Origin of the sequence: Clostridium putrefaciens (genome assembly GCF_900461105.1) — a bacterium.
GTDB lineage: Bacteria > Bacillota > Clostridia > Clostridiales > Clostridiaceae > Clostridium_L > Clostridium_L putrefaciens.
In genome coordinates this window covers 1,649,417-1,663,406 of record NZ_UFWZ01000001.1, presented here as the reverse complement: position 1 = coordinate 1,663,406, position 13,990 = coordinate 1,649,417, and the positions used below count along the sequence as shown (strand labels likewise).

Below are 13,990 nucleotides of genomic sequence, written 5' to 3'. Positions count from 1 at the left end.
TGTGTTTTTAGAGCTATAACTCTACAGTATAAATATCTTTTTTGCCAACTACAATAATGAGGACTTTCTTTAAACCTTCTCTTTCAAGGTTTTCTTGAACAAACTTACTTTCTTCGTATCCTTTAAGCTGCTTTAATCCTTCTTGTTTAACCTTTCCGAAAGAATTTCTGTCACTTTCTTTTATATATTTTAGCTCAATAATCCACTGAAATTTAGTTATGTCTTTAAATTGAATTTTTCTTTTTAGCATTATATCTACATACCCTTTATTATTTTCAGCTTCACTTTGTATAAAATAAGTACTATCTACGCCTAAAAGGGTAAGAAACATCATCTTTATATTTTTTTCATCCATTTGAATTAGATCCCTGTTGGATAAATCCTCTAATATGCCCTGTATAAGTTTTACTAGCGGCTCAATATTGCCATGGGTTCTCATTTCATTAACGGCTATTCTTATATCCTGCACTTGAATATTATACTCTTCGTTTATTTTTTGGAAATATTGTTCCCAATAAATAGTTTTAATAACGTAGTTAGGCACCTTAAGTACTGTACCAAGTGGTCCTTGATCCTTTATAGAAAGCATGCCAAGATAAAACAATAAGGATTTAAAGTTTTCTTTTATACTATACATAGTATGAATATTAAATCTATCTACTAACATAGTAGAGGTTTCACCTTTAGTCATAATTTCATCTAGGGCTTCTCTATCATTAAAATTATAAGCTAATTGATTAACCTTTCCATAGTCGGTTTTTACATTGTTATCTATCATCTCTTTTGGATAACGATTATAAGCTAAATAATTATCTAAAAAATACATTGACATATCTGGATTAAAAACTGAATTACTATTTTCGTTAAATCTATAGCCATCGTAATAAGTGGTCATATCACTACATATTTTCTTTCTGAGTTCTGGAGTCTTTATGTTCACTTCGTCCATTATCAATGAAAGTTCATCTCGTGTAAATCCCATCATAGCATTAAGATTTTCATCTAAAGTATAGTTTCTAGTTATATTAAATCCACTGGTTAAGTCATCTAGCATTATAGGACTTACCCCTGTCATAAATATTCTGTTGAAATTATCCATAGTGGCGTCTTTTAAAGCTTTATAAAAAACTTTAACAAAACCTTCACCATGAAGTATATTTTCATAGGTATTTTGTTTTCCTCCTGTAATTAATTCATTAGCAAAGTTATCATATTCATCTATTAGAACAAATACTTGTTTATTTACTTTACTAGCTAAAAGAGAAATATACTGTACTATTATTTCAGCACTGTCTACTTCTTTTGGAATAGTCTTATCTTCTAATAGATTTGAATATTGATCTATAAACTTCATTGCAGACACAAGAACTTTTGAATTAAAACTTTTTCTAAGTTCTTCCTCTCCATTGCCTGCATCAACACCAGCAAAGCTTATTTTCCAAATGAGAAATTTGTTTCTTTCGCCTGTAGGATTCTTGCCTATATATAAATCACCAAATAAATCATCAAATTTATATTCTTTATTTATATCATAATAATTCTCTAAGGTTGAAGTAAATAAACTTTTGCCAAATCTTCTTGGCCTTATGAAGAACTGATAAGGAGCATAGTTATCTAAAATTTCTATGTAAGATGTTTTATCCACATATAGATAATTTTTTTCCCTTAAAACTTCAAAATTAGAAATACCATAGGGTATCCTCTTCATGTTGTATTCACACTCCTAACTTTATTCTATTTATTTAATTATAATATAGTCAATGAAAATCACCAAAATAAAATAATATTTAAGTAACCTACTAAATCATTTGAAACTATAATTAATCAACTTTAGTTTACCACATTTATAAAAGAATATAAAACGAAAGGAGCATGTTCCAAATGGTAAGCACAAATATTATTTTAAATGAAAATACTAAAACTATAAGTAGTAGAAATACAAACTGTATATGTAATATAAACGTTAATAGAAATACAAACTGTAGATGTAATATAAAGGTTAATAGAAATTCACAGTATTAAAAAAATAACTATTGGCACATTGGCACGCCTTTAAATTTACTTAATACAGTATAATAAATAACTGTAATACTGTTATATCTGTATAATGTATATTTTATAATTGATGTGCCACTGTGCCATTAATAAATTTATATTATATTAACTCTGTTAAATGAATGATTTGTGATGGAATAAAAATAGGCACAGTTGGTAAGTTTGTATGTGCCTTCTGAGCCACTAAAACTTTTAGAAGGGAATGTCACTATTTTCATCTGCTACTTCCAACATATCAGCTGGAGCAATGGAATTTAAATTCAATTCTTGTAGCTTCTTTTTATTGTATACATCGAATCTAATACTGTTTCTTTTACTACCAGTATAAGTATGTAAGTATTTTGTATCTAGTATATAATTAGACTTTTTAGCTTGCTTTTTAAAATCTTTAAGACTTAATATAATTATATCGGCACCAACATTTTTATTGAATTCTAAGATTTGATTAATCATTTCGCTAGTCTTTATGTAAATCTTACCAGATTTACTAACTATTACTTCTTTTACATTTTGGGCTCTTCCATCTTCTATAAGTTGGTTATACAAAACAAGCATCTGTTGAACAGATGAAAGTGAATCCTGACTATCATTTAGAATTTCTGATTTTATATTTTGTGTAATTAAGTCAGCATAATTTAAAATTTCATCTAAGCCCAATTCTTTTAACAGTATATTAAATATTTCTATACCCGTAGCAATATTTATAGCAGTATTTAGTACTCTATCCCTTAAATCTGTAAAACTAGGTTTTAGGTTATCTCTTAATTCTAAGTAACTAAAGACATCTAAATTTAAAATTACTTTTATAAGACTTATACCTAATTTATTAAGAATTTCTTCATTTTTTTGTATCCATTCCATGCTATTTTCATTATCAATAGTTCTTTCTTGTTTAGATAGATAAACGATACAGGATCTTTCCATAAGAGCTTTTTCAGCGTTTTTATAACTTTCTTCTCCAGCTAAAATTATAGGTCTGTTTAAGACAAAATTTCTATTATTAAGGGTCTTATCTCCTCTAGACACAGTTGTTCTATCATAGCTATTTCTAAAGATTTCCGATAATTTTGCATTTTTATATTTATCTAATAAACTAGGTTTGTATTCATCAAAAATAATAGGATAATTTCCTGTAGAGATAGCTTTTATTAATGCGAAGTTAGTAATTAAACCTATACTCTTTATTTCTTCATCTGGATAATTTAGTATAGCTGCTATCACATTTTTTAATATTGTGCTCTTACCACTTCCGCTTTCTCCAGCAATAAGAAGGTGGTGTCCTTTAATTTTTAAAGTTTCACTTTGTTCTATGCACAAATTGTTTATTAAGCTTCCTAATATGCAAATTGTTTTTTCTTTAGATGCAAAATTAAATATATATTTCATAAGCTCTTTAGTCTCTTCATTGTTAATAGGTTCTGTATCTTTAATATTTATATCTATTCCCTCTGCACTTATTATGGTGCTATCTAAACTTTTTCCTAATATTGCTCCATTATTTGTTATTAGCATTCTTGTATCATTCTTAGTTATAAATTTAACACCACTATGAATTTCTTCTACATTAAAAGTAAAGTACCTATTTATCCACATTTTCAAGTTGGTTAAATCATCTAATTTGCCTTTAAATGTTATATCCATACTTGCTAAAAAGTTTTTGAAAATTTTCATATCATCAAATACACTTACTTCCCCAATACGTTTAAATTTTTCTCCACTATCAGATTTTAATATTAAATTTATACCCTCAACTTGCTTGTCAACAAAGATAATTCTGGTAGCTTTTATTACATTAAAATTTGTAATATAGACTTTCTTAATATCATCCTCTTTTTTGTTATTAACATATTTATATATGCCGAGATCGTCTTGCTGTAATAAATTTTTATTTTTTAAATCGAGGCTCCTATTAAAAGCTTTAATTAAATTTTCTGATGTATTCTCAGCATTTATCCATTTAAGAATGTCTTTATTATCATGGAGATCTTTTAGTTCCAACAAATTTATAATCTTGAATGTTTTAGAAGCCTCATAAACTTTATTCATTATATTTCTTATATATTCATTATCATCATCGTCATATTTCAATATATATATTCTACAATTATCAACATAAGATAAACCTTCAATAGTATTATATGTTGTTGCCCAGTACATACCATTTTCTTCTAATAATATATTTAGACTATTAGCTTCTTCTTGCATTTTTGAAACAATTATTATTTTATTATCCTTAATAGATTTAATTACATTTTGGATTTCTAAAGAACAAATATCCATATTTGTTTTTTCCCTTAATATAGCTCTTGATATTTGCATATTAATTTCCTCCATTGTCATAAAAAATTTCTAATTTTAAAAACTAGATATTCCTATATATCTAAGTAAATTAAAAAATATAAAAAAGAGGATAAGGAAAGTTATAATTTATTAAAAAAATATATTTTATTAATAAATTAAAAAACTTTGGAGTAGTACTTTAGGTTTAAAAGTACTACTCCGAAAGAATTTTATTATTATCCAAAATATAAAAGTGCTACAAAGGTATTGATTGTAGCACTTTTACAATTCTTATATTAAGTAGATAGTTTTGTTTACAATACAAATTTAGCATTACATATTAATAGCTTTGTCCAATATCATTTTTTTAAAAAGATTGCACATTTATTATAAAATAGTTTATAAAAGATAGTAAAGTTTTTATTATCGATATAATAATAAGATAATTAAAGAATAATGGCTTTTTAAAAGCTAAAAATATAGACGGGTTTATAAAATTAATATTATGGATTATTTTTTACGTTTGGACCTTTAGGGAGTGGATAATAATTCTAAAAAGATTTCCAAAAAGTTTCTTAGCTCAATGGCTTCTGCACTTTAAGCAGAATTTATAAGCAATTATCCAATGTATTTAAGATACTTGGGTTGGGATTTATAAGTATAAATAAAACTAAAAATCCCTATTAAAGCATAAAAGTTTATGCTCTTGCTTAGCTTTCTTAACATATTAATATATGTTTTAAGCATTATTACTAAGCTAGTTACAACTAAATAACAATATAGATACGGGAACATAATATAGTACACAAAGTAAGGATTACCAGGTGTTCGAGAAAATATATTATGGGAAAACGCAAGAAACAGAATAATTAAGTTATGGCGTAGCTATGTACTTTTTTAAAAGAAAAAATAAACAAGAAAGGAGTAAAAGATATGAATGGTAAAAGTAAGAATTTAATAGCTCAAATAGATCATCTTTTCAAATTGAACAACATGAAAAGTATTAAAACTAAATATAGGTATAAAGAGGCTTGTTATCGCTTTTGTATTTGGACTGGTGAAAATACAAATGTAAAAAAGTTTAAGAATATAAAAGCAAAACATATCTATATGTACGTAGACTATATGCATAGTATAGATTACGCTCCAGGAACAATAAAACTAGAATTATCTGCAATAAGGTTTTTCTATACTTTGTCTCAAGGAAAAGAAATTTTACCTAAAAATGAAAAGTTAAAGTTAAAAAAAAGAATAACTCGTGGAGCTAGGAGGGCATGGTCAGAAGAGGAAATAGATAGTGCAATATCATTAGCCAAGGAAATGGATAGGCTAGATGTTGTTAAAGCTATACTTTTGTCCTCTAAATTTGGATGTAGATTGGAGGAGGCTGTAGTTTTAACCAATCATCAAGTTAAAGAAGCCATTTGTAGTGGATTTTTATATTTAGAAAACACTAAAGGTAAGAATCCAAGAGAAATTGAAGTGAAAATTGAAGATAAAGAAACACTAAAATATATATTATCTAACGCAAAAAGTGATGAACGTATTTTTATAGGTATAGGGGATAAAACACATATGGTAAAAAGAAGCATACAAAATTGGATTACAAACCACAGAAATGAATTTCAGGACAAGGATAGAATAAATAGGGATATCGCTAGGAAGATGCTAGAAGAAGATAGAAAAGCTACACCAAAAACAAATCTTACTATGCACGGGAATAGACACACCTTTGCTCAAATTAGATTTGATGAGGCTTTACAGAAACATACAAAAGAAGATGCACAAAAAAAGATAAGTGAAGATTTAGGGCATCATAGGAAAGAGGTTACTAATATTTATTTGGGAAGATAGAAAAGTAAAGTCTGTGTAAATATTAATAAAATACTAGTATTCAAAATATAATTGATGAAATCAGATGATTATATTATAATCTCTATTATAGAGACGTGTAATAACGTAGTCATATTGGAATCCTATTTTTAAGAAAATGAAATAATTTCCATTAAGGAGGTATTTATATTATGAAAAGATCTTTAAATTTAAAAAAATTGAAAGATAGGAGAATTGTTACAATATCTTCTAATCAAGCGTTGAAAGATATTGTAACGATTAATTGGAATAAAGAAGTTTTAAATGGAAGAAAGCAAGTTGAAGTTTGTGGCACTAATAAAGTTAATAAAGTAGTAAAAGCGGAAGTTATAAAACTTGAAGATAAATGTTCCAAAACCACAGTGGATATTAATAAGAATCCTTTTTTATTAACAGTGGAAGATCTTAAAAGAAATTTAGTTAGTTATAATATTTCATCTTTATCTGTTTCGCATGTAAATGAATGGCAAAAATATAAGAATAGATATAGCAGAATATTGATGAAAGCAAAACATGTATAGGTAGTTAGATAAATAATTTATTTGTGTTTTAATATATAAGTAAAAAATAGTAGTAGGGAGTTAACTAAATTTCTACTATTATTTTTTTTGAAAGATCTGACCTAGTTAAGCAAAATTGTAAGACTAAGTTAAATCTCAGTTGCACACTTTTTCAACCTTTTCTATTTTTCATATACACTAGGTGAAATTTTTTCTTCGGACTCCATACATTCTTCACTGAAGCCTTTAATCCAACCATTAATAGTAGATTTCGCAATGTTATATTCTTTTGAGATGCTTGATAGAGTTCTACCTTCTTATAAACTTAGTCTGGCTATTGATTCTTTAAATGCTTTATCATATTTCTTATTTGCCATTTGTAACACTACTCTCTTAATTTTATTATACTAAATTTTCAGATGTTAGTGTTACAATTTTAGTATATAACATCAGTAAATAGAGAATTTTATGATAGAAGCGATCTAGAAATATTAGTAAATGATCTTACATATCTTAGTGTGGCTGGTAAATGGCATTATATATGTTTATTAATAAACCTTTTTAATAGAGAAATAGTGGAATATTCATCAGGTCCTAGAAAGGATGCTGAATTAGTTTATCCGATGGCTACCATTCGTAACATTCCTATCCTCCTCAAGGTAGGAGATGACGGCTGATACGACCCTGGATAAGTTCTTCTAAGACTCAGATGGAGAGATGTATTCCTTATAAGCAAACTCCACCTGAGTCTAAGAATCACTGATGGATCATTTATGATCACTAATATAAATATAACTAAAATAAAAATATTCTACACTGATAGGGGTAATGAATTTAAAAATAAGATAATAGATGAAGTTTTAGAAGCCTTTAAGATAAAGCGTTCACTAAGCAAAAAAGGGTGTTCTTATGATAATGATGTTGCTGAGGCTAGTTATAAAATTATAAAAACAGAATTTGCATTTAACAGGATTTTTAAGAGCTTGGAATATCTAAAAAAGGATTTACGAAGTTATGTATTATGGTATAAAAATAAACGTATTCATAGTGTTTTAAAATATATGACACCAATAGAATATCGTCTAGCAAATGTGAACGAATAAAATTTGCACAAAAAGGTGTTGACAATCAACAACACAAGAAACGGAGAGATAAGACAAAAGTCGGTGTGGTCTTAGGGACGCACCGATTTTTTTATGTGGAAAAATATAGTGATTTATAGTATAATATTTATAAATAAACTTCATAAACTTGTAAGCGAGAGATGAGATGATGAAAGTTAGTTATAATGGATTGTGGAAACTATTGATAGATAAAAAGAGGAATTAACCAGTGTATTGCAAGTATGCCTAGATAGCGGAGCAAAGAAGGTGTTACTACCAATTACATCTTCAGCAGATATGGGAACAGTGCCAGCTGATTTGATGGGTGCTTTAGTATTATATTTTATTCAACACCACAGGAGGCGGTATTTAAAGCTTTAGGTGTAGAGTAAAGAGGGTTTTGTGGAGAAGAGAAAGATTCAAAAAAAGACTGTATACGAGGCTAAAGTATAACTATCTCAATAATGCGGATATGGAGGTGCAAGTCATTATGATTACTACACTAGTTAATTTTTTATTGATAAATAGTAGTGATTTATCAATTGATATGTTTAGCTATACAGATAACATTATGAAAATACTATTCAAAAAAGGGTTAATAACTCAATTTAGTATTAGTGATGCAAGAGCAGATTTTGGTGATGGTACAAGTATTATTGAGATTGTGGATACTATATACACATCAGAATATATTTACATAAAAGGTGAAGAAAAAACACATTGGCAGTTGATTTTCGAATTTGGAACATTTACATCATCTAGGCAGTTGCAAATAAAAATTAACTCGGACGATTATGACGTAAAAGTTGCTGATAACTATTTAGAACAACTAAAACTTTCTATCAAGAATATTGTCAAATCAGATTGGAAAAGAACTATTTGGCTAATGGATAAGGACTCTGAAATTTTGTCAATTACTCTTTATCCAAGTGTTTATAGAGTAGAAAACATGACACGACAGTTGATAAGTGAAATAATGACTAAGGAGTATGGTATTGGTTGGTGGGATGCATATGTTCCGATACAAATAAGAAATAAGCACAAAGTCAGATTGAGTGGGTATAAATCAATTGCCCCAGGATTTGCGAATGTCGATGAAAGACTAATGTCTATTGATATTGGGGATTTAAATTCCATACTCACTTTGAAAGAGAAAAAGTGGAACCCATCATTCAGCACAGAAATAAACAATTTCTTAAATAACCAGTCAGATATTAAGCTTGAAAAAATGAAAGAAGTATTATCTGACCAAATGGAAGTTACCCTCGATCTGTGGGGAGAACAGTTTTCAAAATATTTATCAGAAAATTTTATAAAGAATTTTAAAACATTTGAGTTAAACCGTAACCATGTTGTTCATAACAAATTAATTGATCGTACGGCATATAGTAGTATATTCAACTCTATAAATATAGTAGAAGTAGAACTAAAAAAAGCATTGCAGAAAGTCGGGGAAATTGTTGTTTCCAGAGAAGAAATGGATGTAATTGAAGAGAAAATGTATATAGCTCAACAGAAATCAGAAGTTGCGCTACATGAAATAATGGAGTCAGAGACTGGTGTTGAAATTAGGAATTCAGAGGAAATCATCGACTTATATGATGAGTATTTATATCAATTTCACTCAGAACTTGAAGATTATTTAAGATTTCGCAATGACTTAGAAGTTGGAGAATATCAAAATATTTTATCTAAAAATAATGATGGTACATTGTTTGAAATTACATATAAAATTAACGATAAAGTTGCCATAGTTAGCTATTCTATTGAATCTATTGATGATTCTCAGGGTGGAGAAAGTACTGTCGAGATAATAATTACATTAGATGAAAAAAGAGAATCTCATTCAATTACTTATAGGAATGGAGAGGTGGTTTTTAACTCATACCAAGGGTGCTATTTACCAGAAACTCAAGATGCTATTTCCACAGAAGACATAGGTTTGCTAAAGGATTATCTTGTAGAATTTCTCGATACTTATTTTGAAAATATTCGAGAGAAAGTGGATTCAGAAATGTATTCGATTATAAAAGATGGTGGGAATAGTCCCGTGGCAGACACTTCATGCTGTGAGTGTGGTGAAGAGTATATCTGTATAGATGAAAATTATGGTGTATTTGGACAATGTCTAAATTGCGGAGAGATGAACGAAATCTGTTTGTGCGACAGGTGTGGTTGCTATTTTGAAGGTGAATCAAACAAATATAGAGATGCTCCAAACTTGTGTGATAGTTGTCAAGACTATTACGAAAATCAATGAAAGGACAAAAGAATTCTAAATTAAGCTCCAACTGTTCTAAGAACAGCAGGAGCTTTACACTGGTACTATGTCAAGAAGAAGTACAAGTTAAATTTGAATTTTTAAATATTAACTTATTTTCTATATTGTATTAGCCAGCAGTTAGATATAATTTATTTAACCCTTTCTTATACACAGTTTCATATTGATTTGGTGATAGATATCCACAATGGCTAAGTATCCTTACTGTATTATAAAATGCTTTTATATAATTAAAAACCAATCTATGTGCATGGTTATAATCTAATATCTTGAATCTATTTAACCACTCTCTTTTAATCAATGCATGAAATGACTCTATGCAAGCATTATCCCATGGATAGGCCTTCTTGGAGTAACTGTTTATAAATTTTTCAGTTGCTTCTTGATATGCAGCAGAAGTATATTGTATACCCCTATCGCTGTGCATAACTAAGGGGTTGTTTATATTTTGTGATGTTTTTGCTTTCTCAATTGCCTCAATAACCCATTTTGACTCAAGAGTAGTGCTAAGCACCCATGAGATGATCTTTCTTGAGTATAGATCCATTATGCTTGTTAAATATACAAATCCATCATATGTCCAAATATAGGTGATATCTGAGCACCATACTGCATTTGGTTCTTCTGGATTAAATTCTTCGTTTAATATATTGATAAGTTCTTCGCTAAAATTGGAATCCTTTGTTGTAGTTGTGTACGGTTTTGTATATTGGGCTTTTAACCCCATTTCGCGCATATAGTTACTCACAGTCTTTTTAGCTATAATTTCTCCGTTCTGTTTTATAATCTGTGTTATTTTAGGGGCTCCATAGTTCTGATAAGAGTCATCATATATTTGCTTAATTTGAGCCTTTATCCGATGGCTACCATCCGTAACACCCCTATCCCCTCTTCAAGGTGGGGGATGACGGCTGCTACGCCCCTGGATAAGTTCTTCTAAGACTCAGATGGAGAGATGTATTCCTTATAAGCAAACTCCACCTGAGTCTAAGAATCACTTGATAGTCTCTTTTCTTTTATGCATATCAGAAGGAAGTCTTTTTTAAAAAGAGTTGTAGCCACTTCTTGAAACGCCTAGTATTTTCAGCACTCCACTAATATTAAGCCGGCGTTTACATTTTTCATTTAAGTCATCTTGCTCTTCAGATGTTTCAATTAAGAGAGCCTCTGTTAGTTTCCCAGAATGCTGATTGCTTTTTTTTGTATTTCTAGTGCGTCCTGTGTGTCCCTTAGTTCTTTGCATAGTCTTGCATTTTCTTTTGCGTCATCACTTTGGTAATTACCAGATCCTCTAGTAGGTACTTCTCCATTGTTAGCTCTGGCTTCTTTTGTCCACGTGCATAATGTTGCTTTGCTTGTTCCTAAATTCTTTGCACAAGCTGTTAATCCTAAATCCTTATGATCTAAATAATACCTTACGGCATCCCTTTTAAACTCTTTTGTAAACTGTCTACTCATGTTAAATCCCTCCATCTTCCTTTATCTTTATTATACATTCTATTTTGGAATTTTTCACTTTCAACTTGTACTATTTATATTCTAGCACCAACAAGAACAATTCAAAGAACAATTGTAATTCTTTTAGAAGCAGGTTTTGTAAATAAAGACAGCCGATTTACAGAGATTTCGCATTAAAATCCCAGTGGAAATTTTGTTTTTACTGTAATTATCCTTTATTACAATTATTAAGATATATGGAAGTGTATAAGACCATTAGGTAGTAAAGATGGCTATAAGTTCCCCTTTCCCCAAAATATCTTCAAAATTAATTTACAATTATTAAACTAATTAAGTATTGTTAAAGATAGGATTTATCCAATTTTGTACTAATAGCATCTCATCCCTTAAATCCTCAATTATATTTATCTGCAACATCCTTTTTCTTCTAAATCCTCTAATGCACCGGAAAAAATATAATTGCATTAAGTTAAAGGCTATTACTATAAACATAATCACTGTTTCTACGCCTGTGGGACTATGAAGAAAGCAATGATCTAAATGCACTCCGTTTTTAACTGATGAAACGCATTGTTTTCAATATCCCATCTCCTATGCATTATCTTCCACAAAGTTTCTACTGAAGTAAATTTGTCTGTAGTTCTTCTATAAACCTTATGAATCTTACTTCTATCTCTGAATTAGACATTTCAAAATTATCTTCATCCCAGGCTTTTATTTTTGTATAATTGTTACTTTTTCTATTCACAGCCCATTTTTTATTTGGCTCCCTGCACTTGAATAAAGCTAATGCATCTTTGACAATATGAAATCTTTCATCTTTAACTCTTACTACTGCATTCATTCCAATTGATAGCACTTCTTTAATCCATGTGGATTTGCAATATAGAGCGTCAGCGACTATAATATCTGCAAAATGATTAAATTCTTTATATAGCCTATTAATTAGGCGTTTCCCTCCAGTAGTTTCACCTTCATCCTTATTTGATCCATCTGTTTTAAGTTCAAGCATTTCCTGTAAACCAACGGGCTATCGCCTAAAAACTTTTCAAGTGCTAAACTTCTGGCCGATTTAGAGAAAAGGGAGGACAGACTTCAAATCTTTATACATTGGCATACCTTTTTCAAAATAATGAGGATGGGTGTAAAAAAGAGATTAAGGAAGAAGTAGTAAAGAATAAAGAAAAGCAAAAATTAGATGACTATGAAGAAATAGAAATAGTAAGTTTTTTAGATTATAAAACAAGTAATCAGAGCATGATTAAAACTAGTAATGATTATGTAATGTTAGGGCAATAATGAAGTAATTAATGATATAACAGACTTAAATTATAAGGTGACATTTCCATAATACCGGTAGAATGTCACTCTATTTTTATGAAATTGGATAGAACTATTAAAAATGTAAATTATAAAAATATGATGGCTAATATGTAATGTCGTGGGGAGGGCGACAATTTGTATCCTCCATGAACCATATAGTCTAAAAGATATATAGGGTTATTGAAAGATAAATATTATATAAACTAAATATAAAGAATATTTTGTATAATTATCTATATACCATTTATTCTAGAAAAAAATAATTTAGGAATTAAAGCTGTATATAATTAAAAAAAATTGTAAAAACAGAAAAAAACATAACGAAATAAATACAAAATGTAGAAAAGAGAATTAAAATGTCGTAAGAAAAAGTGAATATCCCGCACAAAATTACAAAATAATCACTTAAAAGGGTCTATAATAAAAGTAATGAAATTGTGATGTATTGTTTTATATTATTTTGGAATAAGGTACAAATAAAAATATATAATGAGGCGCTTTATGAAAATTTATGCTGTGAAAATTTTAGATATTAGCGAAGAAAAGGTAGATAAGTTAAGTTTACTAATTGATTCAGACAAAAGATATAAGATTAAGAAATTTATTAATAAAAAAGATAAGATTAGGACATTAATGGAGGAAATATTGATAAGAACAATAATAGTTGAAAATTAAGAATTAGCAATGAATACATAAAATTAAATAAAAATCAATATGGCAAACCTTATTCTGGAGAGTATCCCCAATTTAAATTTAACATATCTCATTCTGGTGATTATGTATTATGTTCTATTGATGATAAACCTATAGGAGTAGATATTGAAGAGATAAAACCTATTGAGTATGAAGAGATAGCTAAAAACTTTTTGCAACAAAGGAGTTTGAGTATATTGTTAATCAAGATTTGAAATTTCAAATAGATAGGTTTTATGAAATATGGACCTTAAAAGAGAGTTATACCAAATGCTGAGGACAAGGATTATCAATATCGTTAAAGTCATTTTCTATTGAAATAGATCAGTTCAAAAATATTAAAATAGTTGTCAGTAATGAATATACGCAACATACTTTTAAGTTATTTGATTTAGAGTTAGGTTATAAAGTAGCTGTATGTTCAT

Annotated in this window: 13 protein-coding genes and 2 pseudogenes; 10 read left to right on the top strand and 5 right to left on the bottom strand. The window is 28.6% G+C overall.

The features are described from left to right. Positions 1-13 precede the first annotated feature (13 nt). Positions 14-1,708, bottom strand: a complete 1,695-nt coding sequence (locus DY168_RS07155) for an ATP-binding protein (RefSeq protein ID WP_115641138.1) — start codon at positions 1,706-1,708, stop codon at positions 14-16. Between the two features lie 173 nt (positions 1,709-1,881). Between DY168_RS07155 and DY168_RS14655 the strand changes: the two genes are divergently transcribed. Next, positions 1,882-2,022: a hypothetical protein gene (locus DY168_RS14655; protein WP_172556291.1), complete on the top strand. Its 141-nt coding sequence runs from the start codon at positions 1,882-1,884 to the stop codon at positions 2,020-2,022. Between the two features lie 225 nt (positions 2,023-2,247). Here DY168_RS14655 and DY168_RS07150 read toward each other — a convergent pair whose 3' ends face one another. Next, positions 2,248-4,374 carry an ATP-binding protein gene (locus DY168_RS07150; RefSeq protein WP_115641137.1) on the bottom strand — a complete coding sequence of 709 codons (2,127 nt, stop codon included), beginning with the start codon at positions 4,372-4,374 and terminating at the stop codon, positions 2,248-2,250. 894 nt (positions 4,375-5,268) lie between these two features. Here DY168_RS07150 and DY168_RS07145 point away from each other — a divergent pair. The 5 genes and pseudogenes from DY168_RS07145 (at position 5,269) to DY168_RS07130 (ending at position 10,070) form a co-directional block, all read left to right on the top strand. Beyond that, the gene (locus tag DY168_RS07145; RefSeq protein ID WP_115641136.1) at positions 5,269-6,189 is read left to right on the top strand and encodes a tyrosine-type recombinase/integrase; all 921 of its coding nucleotides are present in this window, start codon (positions 5,269-5,271) and stop codon (positions 6,187-6,189) included. A 170-nt stretch (positions 6,190-6,359) separates the two neighbouring features. Further along, positions 6,360-6,728: a hypothetical protein gene (locus DY168_RS07140; protein WP_115641135.1), complete on the top strand. Its 369-nt coding sequence runs from the start codon at positions 6,360-6,362 to the stop codon at positions 6,726-6,728. Positions 6,729-7,513: 785 nt separating this feature from the next. Further along, positions 7,514-7,810: pseudogene (locus DY168_RS07135) on the top strand (IS3 family transposase); the annotation flags it as partial. Positions 7,811-8,044: 234 nt separating this feature from the next. Further along, positions 8,045-8,191 carry a hypothetical protein gene (locus DY168_RS14650; protein WP_172556209.1) on the top strand — a complete coding sequence of 49 codons (147 nt, stop codon included), beginning with the start codon at positions 8,045-8,047 and terminating at the stop codon, positions 8,189-8,191. Positions 8,192-8,300: 109 nt separating this feature from the next. Continuing rightward, positions 8,301-10,070, top strand: a complete 1,770-nt coding sequence (locus tag DY168_RS07130) for a hypothetical protein (protein WP_115641133.1) — start codon at positions 8,301-8,303, stop codon at positions 10,068-10,070. A gap of 130 nt (positions 10,071-10,200) precedes the next feature. Here DY168_RS07130 and DY168_RS07125 read toward each other — a convergent pair whose 3' ends face one another. From DY168_RS07125 to DY168_RS15035, 3 genes are all read right to left on the bottom strand, one after another. Further along, complete coding sequence (locus DY168_RS07125) at positions 10,201-10,947, bottom strand: IS3 family transposase (protein ID WP_115641132.1); 747 nt, start codon at positions 10,945-10,947, stop codon at positions 10,201-10,203. 314 nt (positions 10,948-11,261) lie between these two features. After that, positions 11,262-11,549 (bottom strand): transposase, encoded by a 288-nt coding sequence (locus DY168_RS07120; RefSeq protein WP_115641131.1) that lies wholly within the window; start codon positions 11,547-11,549, stop codon positions 11,262-11,264. Between the two features lie 616 nt (positions 11,550-12,165). Further along, entirely contained in the window at positions 12,166-12,561 is a 396-nt protein-coding gene (locus tag DY168_RS15035; protein ID WP_242984079.1) for a hypothetical protein, read from the bottom strand. 98 nt (positions 12,562-12,659) lie between these two features. On the opposite strand from DY168_RS15035, the gene DY168_RS07105 reads away from it, so the two are divergent. The 4 genes and pseudogenes from DY168_RS07105 to DY168_RS15260 all read left to right on the top strand — a co-directional run. Beyond that, positions 12,660-12,848, top strand: coding sequence for a hypothetical protein (locus DY168_RS07105; protein ID WP_115641130.1), 189 nt, complete (start codon positions 12,660-12,662; stop codon positions 12,846-12,848). A 525-nt stretch (positions 12,849-13,373) separates the two neighbouring features. Further along, on the top strand, positions 13,374-13,547 hold the full coding sequence (locus DY168_RS15030; protein ID WP_242984078.1) for a hypothetical protein: 174 nt from the start codon (positions 13,374-13,376) through the stop codon (positions 13,545-13,547). A 2-nt stretch (positions 13,548-13,549) separates the two neighbouring features. Then, the gene (locus DY168_RS15265; RefSeq protein WP_423237249.1) at positions 13,550-13,780 is read left to right on the top strand and encodes a 4'-phosphopantetheinyl transferase family protein; all 231 of its coding nucleotides are present in this window, start codon (positions 13,550-13,552) and stop codon (positions 13,778-13,780) included. Further along, positions 13,747-13,842, top strand: a pseudogene (locus tag DY168_RS15260) (4'-phosphopantetheinyl transferase superfamily protein); the annotation flags it as partial. The gene DY168_RS15265 and the pseudogene DY168_RS15260, both read left to right, overlap by 34 nt. Positions 13,843-13,990 lie beyond the last annotated feature (148 nt).

Excerpts from the sequence above, each read along its gene's own strand:
- DY168_RS07150 (WP_115641137.1), bottom strand. The coding sequence starts at position 4,374 with ATGCAAATATCAAGAGCTATATTAAGGGAAAAAACAAATATGGATATT.
- DY168_RS07155 (WP_115641138.1), bottom strand. The coding sequence starts at position 1,708 with ATGAAGAGGATACCCTATGGTATTTCTAATTTTGAAGTTTTAAGGGAA.
- DY168_RS14655 (WP_172556291.1), top strand. The coding sequence starts at position 1,882 with ATGGTAAGCACAAATATTATTTTAAATGAAAATACTAAAACTATAAGT.
- DY168_RS15035 (WP_242984079.1), bottom strand. The coding sequence starts at position 12,561 with ATGCTTGAACTTAAAACAGATGGATCAAATAAGGATGAAGGTGAAACT.
- DY168_RS07145 (WP_115641136.1), top strand. The coding sequence starts at position 5,269 with ATGAATGGTAAAAGTAAGAATTTAATAGCTCAAATAGATCATCTTTTC.
- DY168_RS07130 (WP_115641133.1), top strand. The coding sequence starts at position 8,301 with ATGATTACTACACTAGTTAATTTTTTATTGATAAATAGTAGTGATTTA.
- DY168_RS15030 (WP_242984078.1), top strand. The coding sequence starts at position 13,374 with ATGAAAATTTATGCTGTGAAAATTTTAGATATTAGCGAAGAAAAGGTA.
- DY168_RS07120 (WP_115641131.1), bottom strand. The coding sequence starts at position 11,549 with ATGAGTAGACAGTTTACAAAAGAGTTTAAAAGGGATGCCGTAAGGTAT.
- DY168_RS07140 (WP_115641135.1), top strand. The coding sequence starts at position 6,360 with ATGAAAAGATCTTTAAATTTAAAAAAATTGAAAGATAGGAGAATTGTT.